This is a genomic window from Streptomyces sp. NBC_00078, assembly GCF_026343335.1.
In the GTDB taxonomy this organism is placed as follows: Bacteria; Actinomycetota; Actinomycetes; order Streptomycetales; family Streptomycetaceae; genus Streptomyces.
Map to the genome: position 1 here is coordinate 1,234,610 of NZ_JAPELX010000001.1, position 17,332 is coordinate 1,251,941.

The window sequence follows — 17,332 nt, forward strand, 5'->3', positions numbered from 1 at the left end:
GCGTCCACACCCGCGCACCGGAAGGGGACCCACGTGAGCGACCGGCACCACCCTCACCACGAGCACCATGCACACCCGCGTCAGCACACCCGCCCCTCCCCCGGCCTGCGCCACCGTCTCGGCCATCTCCTCACCCCCCACTCCCACGAGAGTGCCGACAAGCTCGACTCCGCCCTGGAGTCCTCGGCCCGCGGAATGCGCGCACTGTGGGTCTCGCTGGCCGTCCTCGGAGTGACGGCGCTGGTGCAGGCGGCCGTGGTCGCCGTATCCGGATCGGTGGCTCTGCTCGGCGACACGGTGCACAACGCGGCGGACGCGCTGACCGCCGTACCGCTGGGAATCGCCTTCGTGCTGGGGCGGCGGGCGGCCACACGGCGGTTCACCTACGGCTACGGGCGGGCCGAGGACCTCGCGGGCATCGCGATCGTGCTCGCCATCGCCGCGTCGGCGGCGTTCGCGGCCTGGGTGGCGGTGGAGCGGCTGCTCGATCCGCGTCCCGTCGCACACGTACCGGCCGTGGCGGTGGCCGCACTGGCCGGCTTCGCCGGAAACGAGTGGGTGGCCCGGTACCGGATCCGGGTGGGCCGCGCGATCGGCTCGGCAGCGCTGGTCGCCGACGGGCTGCATGCCCGTACGGACGGATACACGTCACTGGCCGTGCTGCTGGGTGCCGGGGGCTCGGCGCTGGGGTGGCAACTGGCCGACCCGGTCGTCGGGTTGGCGATCACGGCCGCCATCGTGCTCGTGCTGCGGGACGCGGCGCGCGAGGTGTTCCGGCGCGTGATGGACGCCGTCGACCCGGAGCTGGTGGACCGGGCCGAGGGGGCGCTGCGCGAGGTGCCAGGGGTGCGGGCGGTCGGTGAGCTGCGGCTGCGCTGGATCGGGCACCGGCTGCGGGCCGAGGTCGCGGTGGCGGTCGACGGCGAGGCAACCGTGCGTGAGGCGCACGCGATCGCCGTCGAGGCCGAACACGCGCTGCTGCACGCCGTACCGAAGCTGACCGCGGCCCTGGTACACGCCGATCCGGCGCCGGTCCCGGGCCAGGAGGACCCTCATCTGGCCCTGGCGCATCACGCCACGCGCCAGTGCCCCGAAAGGCAACACTCGCCCCGTCGCGACGCCCGGCACGCGCCCCCGCTGTCTCAGTCTTAAGGGCGTCAGCCTTAAGGGCGTGGGATGTGCCCCCCCCCGCCGCACCGCCCGAAAGCCCGAGTACGCCCGGTACGAGGGCTCCCGGACGGCACTCCCCCCCCCCAGCCTCCGGGCGCCAGAGCACGCACCGGACGCCGCGCGGCCGCCCTTCCGGCGACGACGCCACTCGCGACGACGCCACTTTCGCAACGGGCCCTCTAGACGCCGAGCCCCTCCAGCACGACCGCGCCCGGCAGCTGCGCGAACGCCTTGCCCGGTACCAGCAGCTTGCCGCGCCGGCGCCCGCTGCCCACCAGGACGTACGGGAGGTCGACGACGGCCGAGTCGACCAGCACCGGCCAGCCGTCCGGGAGTCCGATCGCGGTGATACCGCCGTACTCCATTCCGGTCTCCCCCGTCGCGGTGTCCATGGACGCGAACGAGGCCTTGCGGGCGCCGAGTTGGCGGCGGACCACGCCGTTGACGTCGACCCGGGTGGTGGAGAGCGCGATGCACGCGGCCAGGGTCGTCTCGCCGCCCCGCCGGCCGGCCACCACCACGCAGTTCGCCGACCGCTCGAGCAGCTCCCGCCCGTAGTGCTCCACGAAGACGGCGGTGTCGGCCCAGCGGGGGTCGGTGTCGACGTAGACGATCTGCTCGGCGGGGACGCTGCCGCGCCATTCGCGTACGGCTTCGGCGACCGGGGCGGTCAGTTCGCCGAGGGCGTCGGGGGCGGGGATGGCGATGTCGAAGTGTCCGAGGGGCGCGTCCATGACGGCACGCTAACAGGGCGCCGGAGCGCGCTCAGGGGACGGGCGGGACCGACACCGCCAGCACCAGCTGTGCCGGGATGTCGCCGTGATTGCCGTAGGTGTGCGGGGCGTTGGCCTCGAAGGTGACGCTCGCGCCGGCCGGGACGCGGTACTCGGCGCCCTCGACGGTGAGGGTCAGCTCACCCGCGGTGACGTGGGCGATCTCGACCGTGCCCGCGGGGTGCGGGTCCGAACTGCTGCTGTCCCCCGGCATCAGACGCCATTCCCACATCTCCAGCGGTCCGGGCGCCTCGGTGCCCGCGAGGAGGCGGCTGTAGCTGCCGGCCTCGGTGTGCCACAGCCGCACCACCTGGTCGGCCGGGACGATCCGCACCTTCGGGCCCTGCTCGTAGTCCAGCAGCGTGGTGATGCTGATCCCGAGCGCGTCGCCGATCTTGACGACGGTACCGATGCTCGGGTTGGTGCGCGCCTGCTCGATCTGGATGAGCATGCCCCGGCTGACGCCGGCTCGGGTGGCGAGCGCGTCGAGGGTGAAGCCGCGTTCGTTGCGCCAGCGCTTGACGTTCCGCGCCAGGGACTGGGTCAGCAGGTCGAGGTCCGACACGTTCCGTCCAATATCCATGTACCGCTGGGCCAATATTATGGATGACAGGGTTCACTTTGATGAACTACGGTGTGGTGCACCCGATCGTTCACCGAACTGTACTGCGAGGCGACCCGTGACAGCATTGTTCGCCCTGGCCACCAGCCTCCTGTGGGGGCTGGCCGACTTCGGTGGCGGACTGCTGACGCGACGCGCACCTGCGCTCACCGTGGTCGTCGTCTCGCAGGGGATCGCGGCGGCCGTCCTCGGGGCGATCGTGGTCGCCACGGGCGGCTGGAGCGAGGCAGGTCCGCGGCTGTGGTTCGCCTTCGCCGCCGGCCTGGTGGGGCCGGTCGCCCTGTTCTCCTTCTACAAGGCGCTCGCCCTCGGCCCGATGGGCGTCGTCTCCCCGCTCGCGACCCTGAGCGTGGCGGTCCCGCTCGGTGTGGGCCTCGTCCTCGGCGAACGCCCGGGGCTGATGCAGGTCGCGGGGATCGCGGTCGCCGTCACCGGCGTCGTACTGGCGGGTGGCCCTCAGCTCAGGGGCGCGCCCGTGCAGCGGCAGGCGATCCTGCTCACGCTCGTCGCGGCACTGGGCTTCGGCACGGTGTTCGCGCTGATCACGGAGGCGTCGACGAGCGTCACGGGCCTGTTTCTCGCGCTGTTCGTGCAGCGGCTGACGAACGTCGCCGGAGGCGGCATCGCGCTCTACGCCTCCGCGAAGCGCGGCGGCGAGGCGCTCCCGGCCGGCGGTTTCCCCTGGGAGTCCCTCCCCGCGCTGGCTTTCGTCGGCCTCGCAGACGTCGCGGCCAACGGCACGTACTCGGTCGCCGCCCAGCACGGCCCCGTCACGGTGGCCGCCGTCCTCGCCTCGCTCTATCCGGTGGTGACAGCACTCGCCGCCCGCGGCTTCCTCAGCGAACGGCTCCGTGGCATCCAGGCGGCGGGCGCGGGCCTCGCCCTGGTGGGCACGCTGTTGCTGGCGACGGGCTAGTGCCCCGACCGGCACCGTTCGCCCCGTCGCGACGCCCGGCACGCTCCCTCACTGCCCCAAGGGCGTGGGAGGCACCCCCAACACTCGCCGCACCGGGCACAGGCCCACGTACGTTTCGATACGAGGGCCCACACCGGCCTCCCCACCCCCCACTCCCCCAGCCTCCGGCCGGGGGGACCCTCCGGAGCCCGGAGCACGCATCGGACGCTGCTCCTTTACTACGGGCAAACGGTGCCCGCCGGGGCACTAGGCCTCGGCGTCCAACTCGGCGAGCCGCGCGACCGTCTCCTCGTCCAGTTCCGACAGGGCGCGCAGCTGTGCGGGGGTGATCCCGTCAGGTATCGGCACCGGCGCGGGAGTCCTGAGGGGTGGCTGCCAGCCCTCGCCGGCCGTCCAGCGCCGCACGACTCGGGCGGGCGCGCCCGCGACCACGGCGTGGTCGGGCACGACGCCCCGGACCACGGCACCCGCGGCCACCACCACGTTCCGTCCGATCCGCGCACCCGGCAGGATCACCGCGCCGGTGCCGATCCAGCAGCCGGAACCGATCTCCACCGGCTCCATCCGCGGCCACTGCTTGCCGATGGGCTCGTGGGGATCGTCGTAGGAGTGGTTCGTGGACGTGACGTACACGTACGGCCCGAAGTAGCAGTCGCTGCCGATGGTGACCGTCGTGTCGGCGATGACATGGCTGCCCCGGCCCAGGACGACGCCGTCCCCGATGCGCAGGATCGGGTCCGGGCCGAGGTCGAGGTCAGGCATCAGGCCGGCGGTGAGGGTGACCTGTTCGCCGACGATGCAGTGGGAGCCCACGTGGATCCAGGGTTCGCCGAAGACCGTGCCGAGCGGGAAGGCGAGCCGGGTGTGGGCACCCAGCGCACCGAAGCGGAAACGTCCCGGATGCTGCGCGGTGACCGAGCCCGTGCGCTGCACCCAGGCCCAGCCCGCGTGGACGGCGCGCTGCGTGAGGCTTCGCCGCCAGGATGAGAACGTGTTCTTGCGCTTCGGCACCCGCTCACCGTACTCAGCGTGAGGTGCGCCGACGGGCTCCGCGCCCTGTGATCTACGCCCCACCTGAGCACGCGTCACCCGGCACGCGGATCACCCGTAGCGGATGAGGCGCCCGCGGCGGACCTGTGGTGCGGTTCGAGGATGACTATGCGCAGCCTTCCCAACCCCTTCGACGCGGCAGGGCGGATGGTCCGATACGCACTGGGGACCGCGGGCTCGGTCGCCGACCGCGTGGTCCCCGCGGTGACGGCCGCCGTCCTGGACCGGCTCGACCTGGACGGTCTGGCCGCCCGCATCGACGTGAACCGGATCGCCGACCGGGTGGACGTGATGCGCGTGGCCCGCCGGCTGGACATCGACCTCGTCGCCGACCGGGTCGACGTGGATCGCGTCGCCGACCGGGTGGACATCGAGCGGGTGGCGGCCCGGATGGACGTGAACAGCGTCGCCGCCCGGCTCGACGCCGACACGGTCGCGGCGCGCATCGACGTCGACCGGATCGCCGCACGTATCGACGTCGACCGGATCGCCGCCCGGCTGGACGTGGACGCCGTGATCGACCGGATCGACCTGGTCGCGCTCACCAGGGCCGTTCTGGAGGAGATCGATCTGGGCCGGATCGTCCGGGACACAAGTGGCGGGATGGCCGAGGAGACGGTCGACGCGCTCCGGCTGAGCAGCGCGCGGGCCGACCGGATGGTGGACCGCGTCACCGACCGCCTGCTGCACCGGCCGGGCGCGGCACCCAAAGGCACCGACGGTCTCGCGCCGCCCCACGGACAGACACCGTGACACGTACGGAGCCGAGGCCCGAGGGCGACACGGCGGGGGTCGTGTCGCGGTGCCTCGCGGCCCTGGTCGACGCGATCGTGGTGGCGGGCATCGGCCTCGCCGCGCACCTCGCGTTCGGCGGCCTGCGACTGCTCGTCACCGGACCGCCCTTCCATATGCCCGACCTCTCCGGCTGGCTGACGGGCGTGCTCGGCTGGACCGTGGCCGTCCTCTATCTGGCGCTGAGCTGGGTCACGACCGGAGGCACCATCGGCGACTGGCTGCTGGGGCTGCGCGTCACCGGCCGCACCGGACGGCTGCTCGGTATCCCCCGCGCGCTGCTGCGGGCCGTGCTGTGCGTCGCCCTTCCCGTGGGCCTGCTCTGGATTCCCTTCAGCCGGCGCCATGCCTCGGTCCAGGACGTCGCCCTGGCCAGCGCCGTTCACTACCACCACTTCTGACCGCGAGGCCGGCGGATCGGTCCGCGGCCGTCGGAACGCGGGCCACGGCCTCGTGGAGGGCCGGGTGATGACGACGGGTGGTCGGTTCCGGTGCCGACGGTCGGGCTCGCCGGGCTCGCGATCACCATCGGGTTGCTTCCCCGCCCGGCCGTCGAGCCTCGCCCGCCGCCTGGGGAAGCACGGCCCCGGCACGCTGTTCGGGGGCTCATCGCCTACGGTGCGTATTGAACCGACGGCGAGGAGAGGGCGATGACGCATAAGGCGTTGATCACGGGGATCGGCGGCAGGGAACCGAAGATCGACGGGACGGCCTTCGTGGCGCCCACGTCGTCGGTCGTCGGCGACGTGACGGTGGGGGCCGGAGCGAGTGTCTGGTACGGGGCGGTGCTGCGCGGCGACGTCGAGCGGATCTCCGTGGGGGCGCAGAGCAACATCCAGGACAACTGCACGCTCCACGCCGATCCGGGGTTTCCCGTCAGCATCGGGGAGCGGGTGTCCGTGGGGCACAACGCGGTGGTGCACGGGGCGACCGTCGGGGACGACTGCCTGGTCGGCATGGGGGCGACCGTGCTGAACGGTGCCGTGATCGGGGCGGGATCGCTGGTTGCCGCGCAGGCGCTCGTGCCGCAGGGCATGCAGGTGCCGCCAGGGTCACTGGTGGCGGGGGTGCCGGCGAAGGTGAAGCGGGAGCTGACGCAGGAAGAGCGCGAGGGCGTCACGCTCAACGGCACGCTGTACGCGGACCTCGCCAAGGCGCACCACGAGGTGCACGAGAAGGCGTAGGCCTCAGTCGGCGGCCGGGACGGGCTCCCTTTCGGCCGCTTCCCTCTCGGCCGCCGCCTTCTTCGCCTTGCGCTTCAGCACCAGCATCGACGTCAGGCCGATCAGCACGGCCGCCACCAGGCCCAGGTACGAGAACCGCTTCAGCCAGTCCTCGGCGACGATGCCCACGTAGTAGATGACGGCCGTCGTGCCGCCCGCCCAGCAGATACCGCCGAGGACGTTGGCGATCAGGAACTTCCAGTACGGCATGTGGAGGACGCCCGCGAGCGGGCCGGCGAAGATGCGCAGCAGGGCGACGAAGCGGCCGAAGAAGACGGCCCACATGCCCCACTTCTCGAAGGACCGCTCGGCGGTGGCGACATGTCCCTCGCTGAAGTGCCTGGGGAATTTCCCGCCCAGCCAGGCCAGCAGCGGGCGTCCGCCCTTGCGGCCGATCGCGTAGCCGATGGAGTCGCCGATGACGGCACCGGCGGTCGCGCACGCGCCGAGCACGATCGGGTTGATGCCGGAGTGATGGGAGGACAGCAGGGCCGCGGAGACCAGGACGATCTCGCCCGGCAGCGGGATGCCCAGGCTCTCCAAACCGATGACCAGCGCTACCACGGCATAAACGGCCGCGGCGGGTACGGTGTCGAGCCACTCCTGGACGTGCAACGCCGGTTCCTCCCGTTGTGAACGCTTCGTTCCCTGCATTCCCGGCGTGCGCCCGACAGGGACGCACGCCGGGAAGCCTACCGGGTCAGCCCGCTGAGGCGCCGTCCCAGAGATCGCACTGGTGTTCCTGATGGACAGCGGTGCTGAGGGTGTTCCCACCCTTGGACGCCGTCTTCAGCGAGAGCACCACCCCGGGGGTAGCGGGCATCGCCGGCTGCCCCGCGGCACGCGGCACACCGTCCCGTACGAAGGATCCCCAGTACTGCACCATCTGCCGCGACAGCACCTTCTGCTCGGCGTTCAGAGGGGAGTCCAGACCGAACTGTCTGAAGAGGTACTGGACCTCGTTCACGTGGGTCGCGCCGAAGTCGAAGTCCGTGTGCAGGTTGCGCAGGGAGGCGAAGGGCGGGGAGGTGCGGTCGGCGAACTCGTACGAGTAGACCCGGCCGCGGGTGGCGAGCAGGCCGTCGAGCCGCAGTGCCGGGCAGCTGAACAGTGTGTCGCCGAGCGCGGTGGCGTAGGCGATCGTCGGCGTCGGGTAGGCCGACAGCGGGTAGCGCTGCAGGACCTGCTCGCCGAAGGCGTTCCGCATGACGTCGGGATACTGCCCGGCCGTGAGCGGCGTGCCGTTCAGGTCGTAGGCGGCGAAGGCGAACAGGCGCCCCTCGTCCTTGTTCGAGCCGTTGATCACCGGCACACGGGACGCGGTCCCGTTCGCCACGGCCTGCTCCGGCTGCACCGGCAGGAAGGCACCGCCGGCCACCGGACCCCAGTCGAAATCGCCCTGGGCCTCAAGGATCTCGCGAGCGGACTTGCCGCGCAGGCACGCGATGTCCGTGCAGCCGAGCTTCTGCACGAAGTCGGCCCCCTGAGCCACCGCGTCCTGGTGCGTACGTGCGCTGCAGTCGTCGTAGGCGCCGCTCTCGATGATGCCCGCGCGGAACAGGCCTCTCGCCGTCGGTGAGGCCAGCTGGGTGCAGACCGAGCGGCCTCCCGCCGACTCACCCGCGATGGTGACCCGGGCCGGATCGCCGCCGAAGCGCGAGATGTTGGCGTGCACCCAGCGCAGTCCCGCCTGCTGGTCGAGCATGCCGAAGTTGCCGGAGACCCCGTCGTGCGTCTCGCCGTCAAGACCGGCCGTGGCGAGGAAACCCATGGCGCCGAGGCGGTAGTTGACGGTCACGACGACCGTTCCCGTCTGCCGGGCGAAGGTGTCGGGCACGACGTCCTGACCGGCACCGGCGGTCAGTCCGCCGCCGTGGAACCAGACCAGGACCGACCGTCTCGCGGAGCCGTCGGGGACGTACACGTTCAGGTCCAGGCAGCTCTCGGTGTACGAGGGCTGCTCGTAGCCGGGGTCCCAACTCGCGCTCTGTACACACTTGTTGCCGAAGTCCCGTGCGGAGCGCACCCCGTGCCAGGGCCGGACGGGGTGCGGCGCGCGCCAGCGGAGCCTGCCGACCGGCGGCTCGGCGTACGGGATGCCGAGGAACTGCCGCCCCTCGGCAGTGGTTTCGCCGCGTACCCGGCCCGCGTCGGTGCGGACGACCGGTTCGCCGTGCGCGGCGGCCTGCGCCGGCGCAGGGACCAGGAGGGCGGCCGCGAGGGCCGTCAGTGCGATGGCGATACGGCGTATCACGAGCCCACCTCCACATGCGTCCGCAGACGCAGATCACGCGAGGACGCTCCGACCCACACGGGGCGGCGGCCCGTCCCGAGCACCCAGTGGTGACGTTTCGGATCCCATGAGGACAGGGTGCGCGCGGCGACTTCCACCTCGACCCGACTCCGCTCCCCCGGACGCAGGGTCAGCCGCCGATAGCCTCCCAACACCCTTACCGCCTGGTCGAGTCGGAGCCGTGGCGAGGCCCCGACGTACACCTGCGGCACGGCCACGCCCTCGCGTCGCCCCGTGTTGCGGACGCCGAAGGACACCACCAGGCCGCGCCGTGTCCATCGCGCCCGCACGTCCTCGTACGAGAAGGAGGTGTACGACAGTCCGTGCCCGAAGGGGAACAGCGGCCGGACGCCCTCGGCGTCGTACCAGCGGTAGCCGGCATGGATGCCTTCCGAGTACTCCTCGGTGCCGTCCACGCCCGGGTAGCTGCGGGGGTCGCCGGCCACGGGGTGGTGGTCGTCGTCGGCCGGGAAGGACTGGGTGAGACGGCCGCCGGGGTCACGGTCGCCGAACAGGACGGCGGCGGTGGCGGCCGCGCCCTCCTGGCCCGGGTAGTACATCTGGAGCACGGCACCCGTGCGCCTCAGCCAGGGCATCGACGTCGAGGACGAGGTGTTGAGGACGACGGTGGTGCGCGGGTTGGCCGCCGTGACGGCCTCGATCAGCTGCTCCTGGTGGCCTGGAAGGGCGATCGTGGCCCGGTCCAGGCCCTCGGTCGCGTCCTCGTAGGCGAACAGCACCACGTTCTGCGCGGCCCGTGCGGCGGCGACGGCCTCCGTGACGTCCTGCGCCCGGGTCGCGCCGGTGCTCCGCCGCAGCCGGAAGAGCAGGCCGTCGGCCCCTCCTTGCGCGGTGATCCGCAGCGAATGGGCGCCCTTGGCGAGCGTCAGGGTCCTGCGGCGCACGGAGAGCCCGTCGGGGGCCGCCGAGACGAGCCCTCCCGTGAAGAACTCGCCGTATCCGGGCGCCTGCGGGAACAACTCCGTGCCGTCCAGGAGCACCTTGGGGCGCGCGGTGGGCGCGGACGAGAAGTGCAGGACGAACGTCCACTCCTCGGCGCCGGGGACGGTGAGCGTCCCGTCGTACGTCCAGACCTTGCCGGCATCGACCCGGCGGCCCTCGCTGTCGAGGGCGGGGCTCAGCGCGGACGCCGGGATCGGCTTGCCGAACAGGTCCTCGCCGAGTGCGTACGTCACTTTCCCGGCACGGGACTTGATGACGTCCAGCGGGCTGTCGGCGTGGTCCGGCACGACGTGCGCACTTCCGCCGCCGCTGACGAAGGGCAGGGCGCCGGTCGGGCCGATCACCGCGACGCCGGCGCCCTCGGCCAGGGGCAGGGTGCGGTGCTCGTTGCGCAGCAGGGTGGCGCCCGCCTCGGCGACCTCCCGGGCCACGGCCGCGCCGGCCGGTGCGTCACGGTCCGGGCGCGGCGGGGCGCTGCCGTCGAGCAGCCCGAAGCGGTCCATGACGGAGAGGATCCGGCGCACGGAACGGTCGAGACAACGCTCGGGCACGCTGCCGTTCTGCACGGCCGACTTGAGCGCCGCACCGAAATGGGCGCCGTCGGGCATCTCCATGTCGAGACCGGCGGTGATCGCCGCGACGGTGCTGTGCGCGGCGAACCAGTCGGTCATCACCCAGCCCTCGAAGCCCCACTGGTCGCGCAGGATGTCCGTGAGCAGGGTCTTGTTCTCGCACGCGAACGTGCCGTTGACCTTGTTGTAGGCGCCCATCACCGCGCCGGTTTCGGCCGCGACGGCCGCCTCGAAGCCGCGCAGTTCGATCTCGTGCATGGTCTGCTCGTCGACCCGCACGTCGATCGACATGCGGTCCTGCTCCTGGTTGTTCATCGCGTAGTGCTTGACGGTGGCGATCAGGCCCTCGCCCTGGATGCCGCCGATCTCCGCGGCGACCAGGTCGGAGGAGAGCAGCGGATCCTCGCTGAAGGTCTCGAAGTTGCGGCCCGCGTACGGGGTGCGGACGAGGTTGACCATCGGGGAGAGCAGGACGTCCTGGCCCAGAGCGCGGCCCTCGCGTCCGATGACCTGTCCGTAGCGGCGGGCCAGCTCGGGGTCGAAGGCGGAGGCAAGCAGGACGGGGGCGGGCAGGGCGGTGGCGTGCTGGGCGATACGGACACCGGCGGGCCCGTCGGCGAGTCGGAGCCGGGGAATGCCGAGGCGCTCGACCGGGGGGACGTAGCCCGCCTGGCCGAGCGAGTCCGGGTCGGTGGCGCCGTGCAGGAGGGAGATCTTCTCGTCGAGGGTGAGCCGGGCGATGAGGCCTTCGACGCGGGGGCCGGCCCCCGCCTCGGGTCTGTCCAGCGCGTGCGCGGGGGACGTGAGACCGCTGGTGGCCGCCGTGGCGACGGCTATCGCGCCGCCCAGCAGTCGCAGCGCGGATCTCCGGGAGACAGTGTCGGTCATGGGCCGTCACTCCTTCGGTGTGCGGGCACGACGTTGTGAACCGCATGCGCGCCCCGGCGTCCCGGTCTGCGTTCGGCATCTGAACGCACCATGCGTCAGGCCGACTTGGCACCCCGCTGGCCACTACGGGCGCGGCGGGAAAACTAGAACGCCCAGTGACTCGTGTCAATGAACCGAACAGGAAACGGCCGGATGCCGACAAGAACCGAAGTCGGGGCCGCCCGCCCGGGGCGGCCCCGCGCAACTCTCTATGAGCCCGACATGTCCGACGTGCCTGCCGTGCCTGCCGTGCCTGCCGTGCCTGCCGTGCCTGCCGTGCCCAAGGTGCTCAAGGTCTTCAAAGTGCCTGGTGTGGTCGTTGTGACCCTGTTCGCCACGGAGGTGGCCGCACCCAGGACGCGAGCGGGAAGAGTGCGCACCTCGCCCAGAGGCGCGGTCCGTGCGGAAGGCGTCGTTTCGCTGCGGACCTGCGCGAACCGCTCCTCGTCGTGCTCACCCAGCCCGTCCTCGGACTTCTGCAGCCGGGGCTGGGGCCGGGCACCCGGCGCCTTCGGCGTACCGCCGGGAGAGCCCTCCGTCGCCGCGCGACCGCCGTCCCCCGGTCCGCCCTTGTTCTCCGTGAGCCCGGCGGCGTCGTCCGCGGTTTCCAGCACCCACCGCTGCCGGGCGGAACCGTCCCGCGCGCCGACGACGACGTGCGTCCCCTTGCCCGGCGCGACGAGCAGCCCCTTGCCGCCGCGCAGCAGAAGCTCCCCGCGGACCGTGAGGTCGTAGCGCACCTCTCCCCCGTGCGCCAGGCAGGATGCCAGGTCCACCAGGTGTCTTTGGGCGTCGGAGTCGAGGCACAGCGTGGGGTCGACGCCGCTGCGCAGCAGACCGTCGCCCTGGTACGACCACTGCTGCGACCCGGCGGAGGAGCATGCCGCCAGCACGGCCGCGGCACCGGAGTCGGCCCGGCCGCCGACGACGTCGAGGCAGAGGCCGCTCTCCGCGTTGCGGAGCCTGCCGCGTCCGATCTCGACGGGCTGTCGCACGGAGGCGGGCAAGGGGGAACCGGCCGACGAGGCGTCGCCCGCGGAGCGCGACGGCTGCAGGGAACTGCTGCTCTGTGCCCCCCAGGTGGCCCGGGGATCCGGGACACCGTTGTCGTCGGACCAGCCCTTGGTGACGAGGACGGTGGCGAGCAGTGCGGCGGCCGCCACGCCGACACCCACAACGACGGCCTTGGTGTGTCGCTGCGTCGGTACCGGGCGGTGTCGTCCGCCGCTCCCGGAACGTGCGGCGCCGCGCCCCGGCGCCTGGTCTCCGCCGCGGCCGGGGCGGGAGTCGAGATAGCGCCGGGCGCCCCAGCCGAGCACGGTCTCCGCGAGCAGCACCTCCAGGCCGCCCTCGAAATGGCTGAGCTGTTCGGCGGCGTGACGGCAGTAGCGGCACTCCATCAGGTGCTGCTGGACATCGGGGAGCAGGGCGCCACCCCGGCGTATCGGGACATCGAGGAGACGGTTGTAGAAGCGGCATTCCTTGCCGGGCGCGAGTTCCCGGTGGGCGTGCACGCAGCCAACCCGGAATTGCTCGCGCGCTTGCTCCAGTGCGGCCGACGCGGTGGGCGCGTCCACCCCCAACAGACCAGCCGGTACGGTTATGGGTTCAGCCTCGACCTCGGTGTGCCACAGCAGGCATTGAGAAGCTCCCGGAAGGGCCCGGAATGCCCGCTCGGCGAGTTTCCGCCTTTCCGACGTCCCGGACCGTGCGGCACGCAGTCCTCGTCCGCCGGTCGGTTTGCGGAGTTCCGGCAGGAGAACGGAAATTCCGTCGTCCGATGCCCACTCCTTGACCGTGTCCCGTACGGCCGCCAGGAGCTGCGGCCGCAGGGCGCCGCCGGCCGGCCGTCCGAGGATCCGGTGGAACGCCGCGGCAGCGGCCATGTCGGCCGGGCTCGGCCCGGAGGCAACGCAGATGACGGCGTAGTCATACGTCGCCCGCCAATGCCGGGCCAGCAGCAACGCTCCCGCCCGGGCGCCCTCGGCACCCTGACCAAGCTGCGCGACGAGATGGCGGTCGGACTCGGCGGGGCCCGATCCGGGGCGTGGCGGGTACGGCGGACGTGGGGGGTAGGGGGATTGCACTGAACCATTTCCTTCCAAGCCGCAGGACGGTGCGTGCGGAATACGCGTCCATCGGAAAGCAGGTGCCTGATTGGTGCGTACCTATGCCGGGTCAGATGGTGACCGCTATAAGGCCGCTCACTTTCGCACAATCGACTCACAACAAACAAGGAGTTCGAGTGACCCAAGTTCAAAACGCGGAAACTTCAGATAAGTTACCGGCGGTATCCGCACCCGTATTCGAAAAGACCGTAGGGCGGGTCGTCAAGTTGTGTGCGCCGCAGGGCGGTTGGCACACGAAACCTCCACTGCCCGGCGGCCCCGCAACGGGCTCCGAAGTTTCTCCCGGCGAACTCTCATGCCCGTCGACCGGCATGGCCACACGCTCGCTCCACACACTTCCAGCGCTCCGGCTTCCGCACCACCCGCACCGTCCGCAGGGCCGTCGTCCCGGCCGCCGGGCTCGGCACACGACCCCTGCCCGCGACCAAGGCCACAGCCACAGCCACAGCCACAGCCAGGAACTGGCCGCGGGCGGCACGGTCCACGGCGTCGTCTTCAACGGCCTGCGCCACGACACCGGCGACGAGGCCGACTATCTGCGCACGGTGGTGCGGCCGGCCTGCTGCGACCGGGACCACCTGGGCCCCGAATTCGCCACCCAGCTCAAGGAATTCGTCGCGGGGCCGGCTGGGCAACACGGTCTGCGACCCACGGCGCCGACGACTCACTGTCTGACGGAACGCCGGGAGCCAGGGAACGACACACATCCCGGGCCCCGGCAGCCAGACAGCCCCCAGCCGTGGACGGGGCGTCCGAACAACCGTCACCTCACCCGCTGCACCGACAACTCACTGCCTCACGGCACACCGAAGGCCCGGGAACCACACACACCCCGGGCCCGGCAGCCACACAGTCCTCAGCCGTGGGGACGCAGCGTCCAGACAACCGTCATCTCACCCGTGACGGCGCCGTCGGCGCGGCGGATCTCGATCTCCACCGGGAACTCGGGGCGCGCTCCCGCATCCAGTTCCGCGACGACGTCCGCGGCCGGGCGGCCGAGGGTGGCGGTGGCCGTGACCACTCCCATCGCCAGCTTCCGGTAAGCGATCTCGGCACTCACGGCGAGCGGCACGGCCCGCGCAAGGTGCTCCCCGAACGCGGCCAGCACGATCGCTCCGCTCGCGGACTCCCCGAGCGTGAACATCGCGCCGGCGTGCGGCCCGCCCACGTGGTTGTGGTACTCGCTCTGGTCCGGCAGGGCCAGCACCGCCTTGTCCGGCGTGGTCTCCAAGAACTCGAGATTCAGGGTTCGGGCCATGGGCACCGTGGCGGCGAGCATCTCACCGATCGACATCTGGTCTGCGCTCATGCCGAAGATGTTACCCACGAGTAGCCACGGGTGGCCAGATCCATGTGCGGATCGGCACAACCCTGACAAGCCACAGTGACCGAATCGTGTCCCGGGCGGCACTAGGGTGGCTGCTCATGTGGCCAGGACAGCAGCCGCCCGGGGGCGAGCAGAACCCGCAGGGACCCAACCCGCAGGGACAGAACCCGCAAGCGCAGAACAACCCGTACCAGCAATCGGGGTACCAGCAGCCGAACCCGTATCAGCAGCCCGGGTTCCAGCAACCCAACCCCTACGCGCAGCAGCCTCAGTGGCAGGCTCCGGTGCCCGCGGGCTCTCCGCAGCCCTCCCAGGGTGGCGGTGGCGGGAACCGGACGAAGCTCGTCGCGATCGTGGCGGCCGTGGCCGTGGTGGTGGCCGCCGGTGTGACCGGATTCCTGGTGCTGGGCGGGAAGAAGGACGACAAGGCCGGCGGGGGCAAGACCGACGGCAAACCGTCCTCGTCGGCTTCGGCCTCTGCGGACCCGAGCGCCACGGACTCCTCCTCGGACGACGACCCGCGTGGCGCAGAGACCGAGAAGCCGACGATTCCCGGCTGGAAGCTCGTGGTCAACACGAAGTGGGGTATCGCCTTCGACGTGCCCGCGGACTGGGAGGTCCAGAACCCGGGCGTCGGCATCGGCTTCGACTTCCCGGACAGCGAGAAGGACAAGGGAATCAACATGTCGGGCACCGCGGAGTACAAGTCCAAGTGGTGCACCTCCGACAGCGACAAGGACGGCCGCACCGACGACACACCGCTGGCCGTAGTGGGCACCAAGGGCGCCGACGGCGCCAAGAACACCGACGAGATCGCGGTCAACACTCCCCCGTGGTGGGTCTTCGGCGGCTACACCCAGCCCGACAAGAAGAGCATCACCTTCGACAAGAAGGCCACGCCCTTCAAGACCACTTCGGGCGTCGAGGGCAGCATCGCGTGGGCCCAGTCGGCCAACACGCCGAAGAAGGGCAAGTGCGTCACCGACGGCAAGGCGCTCACCTTCGGCTTCAAGAACTCCGCCGACGACTACGTGTCGTTCAACTTCTTCGGGGCCAAGGGCGTGAAGGACGAGGTCTCCAAGGCGACCGTCCTCAAGGTCCTCAGCACGGTCCGGCTCCACGGAACCCCGACCGGGTGACCGACCCAGGGGTGTTGTGGCCCACCTCGGCGAGGCGGGCCACAACACCCTGGGACATCAGCCCCTCAGATCGCCGCGGTGGACCCAGCGGCCGGCCAGCGACTCCTCGGGGTCGTGGCAGCTGCCGATGCACTCCCAGGTGCCGCCACTGTTCTCACACTCGAGCTGGGCGCTCACCTTGTTGTCCTTGTACACATAGCCGGTCACCCCGGCGCTTGAGCTCGGCGTGGCGTGAACGGCAACCTTCTCCTTGTTGACGATGTAGGTGTGGCCTACGGGGTGGCAGGAGAACGAAGCGCGCGCCGAGGCGGGCGCCGCGACCACGGCGGGAAGGGCGGCGCCGATGAGCGCGGCCGTTCCGATTACAGCTGCAACACGCTTGCGCATGAGGCTCCTTCGTCCTTGGGACCCAAGAGGTCCCCGGGGGTGGCAAGTCGTCATGAACATGACTTGATCACCTTAAAAGGAACACCAGGCGTCGTCAAAGAGGCGGTCAAGCACGAGCACTTGGGCGCGGGGTGGGCGGCCGGTGCTTCAAGGGACGACTCAGCCGATGCCGAACGCCCCGTCGGGGGGCTCGGGTGAGGGTACGGCGTTCTCGTCACCTACCGGTCGCGCGCCGGCGATGAAGTCCCGTATTCCCGCCCCGTACTCGACCCGCGCAGGGAAGGCGTCGGCTGCCGTGAGCCGGGCCAGGGCGAGTGTGTCGACGGGGTGGTGTGCGGCGACGAGCACTGCGTTGCCGAAACGTCGTCCGCGCAGGACGCCCGGTTCGGCGATCAGCACCAGCTCCTGGAACACCGCGCCGAAGGTGGCGAGTTGGGAGCGGAGGAAGGCGAAGGGGGTGGCGTCGGCGAGGTTGGCCAGGTAGACGCCCCCCTCGCGCAGTACGCGGCCGGCCTCGTGCGCGTAGGTCAGGGACGTGAGGTGCGCCGGGACGCGGGAGCCGCCGAAGACGTCGGCGACGAGCACGTCCGCTGAGGCCGTGGGGGCCGCTTCCAGCCAGGCGCGGGCGTCGGCGGTGTGCACGGCGATGGCGGCGTCGTCCGGGAGCGGCAGGTGCTCCACGACCAGCTCCAGCAAGGCGCGGTCCGCCTCGACGACGTCCTGCCGCGAGCCGGGCCGGGTCGCGGCCAGATAGCGGGGCAGGGTGAGCGCGCCCCCGCCGAGGTGCAGTACGTCCAGCGGGCGCCCCGGCTCAGCGACGGTGTCCAGAACATGCCCGAGCCGCCGCGCGTACTCGAACTCCAGATGCGCAGGTTCGTCCAGGTCCACATACGACTGCGGCGCCCCGTCGACCGTCAGCAGCCAGGCGCGCTTCCGATCCACGTCGGGCATCAGCTTGGCAGTGCCGTGATCGACATCTCGGGTCACGGGTATCGGCTCGTCCACACCCCCATTGTCTCCGGCACGGGAACGCACCGGCGCCGAGACGC

The 17,332-nt window shown here is 71.4% G+C and carries 16 protein-coding genes and 1 pseudogene; 7 read left to right on the top strand and 10 right to left on the bottom strand.

Features of this window, described 5'->3' with window-relative positions; translation table 11 throughout:
* Positions 1-33: 33 nt before the first annotated feature.
* Positions 34-1,152 carry a cation diffusion facilitator family transporter gene (locus OOK07_RS05705; protein WP_266677556.1) on the top strand — a complete coding sequence of 373 codons (1,119 nt, stop codon included), beginning with the start codon at positions 34-36 and terminating at the stop codon, positions 1,150-1,152.
* Positions 1,153-1,349: 197 nt separating this feature from the next.
* Here the strand turns inward: OOK07_RS05705 and OOK07_RS05710 are convergent, their stop codons facing one another.
* Complete coding sequence (locus tag OOK07_RS05710; protein ID WP_266677558.1) at positions 1,350-1,904, bottom strand: YbaK/EbsC family protein; 555 nt, start codon at positions 1,902-1,904, stop codon at positions 1,350-1,352.
* A gap of 31 nt (positions 1,905-1,935) precedes the next feature.
* On the bottom strand, positions 1,936-2,508 hold the full coding sequence (locus OOK07_RS05715) for a helix-turn-helix domain-containing protein (RefSeq protein ID WP_266677560.1): 573 nt from the start codon (positions 2,506-2,508) through the stop codon (positions 1,936-1,938).
* A 115-nt stretch (positions 2,509-2,623) separates the two neighbouring features.
* Here OOK07_RS05715 and OOK07_RS05720 point away from each other — a divergent pair, with 115 nt between their 5' ends.
* Positions 2,624-3,481, top strand: a complete 858-nt coding sequence (locus OOK07_RS05720; protein WP_266795305.1) for a DMT family transporter — start codon at positions 2,624-2,626, stop codon at positions 3,479-3,481.
* A gap of 246 nt (positions 3,482-3,727) precedes the next feature.
* Here the strand turns inward: OOK07_RS05720 and OOK07_RS05725 are convergent, their stop codons facing one another.
* Positions 3,728-4,492, bottom strand: a complete 765-nt coding sequence (locus OOK07_RS05725) for an acyltransferase (RefSeq protein ID WP_266677564.1) — start codon at positions 4,490-4,492, stop codon at positions 3,728-3,730.
* Positions 4,493-4,639: 147 nt separating this feature from the next.
* On the opposite strand from OOK07_RS05725, the gene OOK07_RS05730 reads away from it, so the two are divergent.
* The 3 genes from OOK07_RS05730 (at position 4,640) to OOK07_RS05740 (ending at position 6,507) form a co-directional block, all read left to right on the top strand.
* Positions 4,640-5,284, top strand: coding sequence for a hypothetical protein (locus OOK07_RS05730; protein ID WP_266677566.1), 645 nt, complete (start codon positions 4,640-4,642; stop codon positions 5,282-5,284).
* Positions 5,281-5,724 carry an RDD family protein gene (locus OOK07_RS05735; protein WP_266677568.1) on the top strand — a complete coding sequence of 148 codons (444 nt, stop codon included), beginning with the start codon at positions 5,281-5,283 and terminating at the stop codon, positions 5,722-5,724. Before OOK07_RS05730 ends, OOK07_RS05735 begins: the two co-directional genes overlap by 4 nt.
* 249 nt (positions 5,725-5,973) lie before the next feature.
* Positions 5,974-6,507, top strand: coding sequence for a gamma carbonic anhydrase family protein (locus OOK07_RS05740; protein ID WP_266677570.1), 534 nt, complete (start codon positions 5,974-5,976; stop codon positions 6,505-6,507).
* Positions 6,508-6,510: 3 nt separating this feature from the next.
* On the opposite strand, the gene OOK07_RS05745 is transcribed toward OOK07_RS05740, so the two are convergent.
* The 4 genes from OOK07_RS05745 to OOK07_RS05760 form a co-directional block, all read right to left on the bottom strand.
* A complete protein-coding gene (locus tag OOK07_RS05745; RefSeq protein WP_266677572.1) occupies positions 6,511-7,161 on the bottom strand; it encodes a DedA family protein in 651 nt (216 codons plus the stop codon).
* Positions 7,162-7,246: 85 nt separating this feature from the next.
* Positions 7,247-8,800 carry a carboxylesterase/lipase family protein gene (locus OOK07_RS05750; protein WP_266795308.1) on the bottom strand — a complete coding sequence of 518 codons (1,554 nt, stop codon included), beginning with the start codon at positions 8,798-8,800 and terminating at the stop codon, positions 7,247-7,249.
* Entirely contained in the window at positions 8,797-11,262 is a 2,466-nt protein-coding gene (locus OOK07_RS05755; protein WP_266795309.1) for a beta-glucosidase family protein, read from the bottom strand. Before OOK07_RS05755 ends, OOK07_RS05750 begins: the two co-directional genes overlap by 4 nt.
* Positions 11,263-11,510: 248 nt before the next feature.
* Positions 11,511-13,388, bottom strand: coding sequence for an RICIN domain-containing protein (locus OOK07_RS05760; RefSeq protein WP_266795311.1), 1,878 nt, complete (start codon positions 13,386-13,388; stop codon positions 11,511-11,513).
* Positions 13,389-13,882: 494 nt separating this feature from the next.
* Between OOK07_RS05760 and OOK07_RS05765 the strand changes: the two are divergent.
* Positions 13,883-14,053, top strand: a pseudogene (locus tag OOK07_RS05765) (UTP--glucose-1-phosphate uridylyltransferase); the annotation flags it as partial.
* A 233-nt stretch (positions 14,054-14,286) separates the two neighbouring features.
* On the opposite strand, the gene OOK07_RS05770 reads toward OOK07_RS05765, so the two are convergent.
* Positions 14,287-14,739: a DUF4442 domain-containing protein gene (locus OOK07_RS05770; protein WP_266677580.1), complete on the bottom strand. Its 453-nt coding sequence runs from the start codon at positions 14,737-14,739 to the stop codon at positions 14,287-14,289.
* A 116-nt stretch (positions 14,740-14,855) separates the two neighbouring features.
* On the opposite strand from OOK07_RS05770, the gene OOK07_RS05775 reads away from it, so the two are divergent.
* Positions 14,856-15,896 (top strand): DUF8017 domain-containing protein, encoded by a 1,041-nt coding sequence (locus OOK07_RS05775; RefSeq protein WP_266795312.1) that lies wholly within the window; start codon positions 14,856-14,858, stop codon positions 15,894-15,896.
* A 57-nt stretch (positions 15,897-15,953) separates the two neighbouring features.
* Here the strand turns inward: OOK07_RS05775 and OOK07_RS05780 are convergent, their stop codons facing one another.
* Both OOK07_RS05780 and OOK07_RS05785 read right to left on the bottom strand, forming a co-directional pair.
* Positions 15,954-16,283, bottom strand: coding sequence for a hypothetical protein (locus tag OOK07_RS05780; protein WP_266677583.1), 330 nt, complete (start codon positions 16,281-16,283; stop codon positions 15,954-15,956).
* 159 nt (positions 16,284-16,442) lie between these two features.
* Positions 16,443-17,288 (bottom strand): spermidine synthase, encoded by an 846-nt coding sequence (locus OOK07_RS05785; RefSeq protein ID WP_266677585.1) that lies wholly within the window; start codon positions 17,286-17,288, stop codon positions 16,443-16,445.
* Positions 17,289-17,332: the final 44 nt, after the last annotated feature.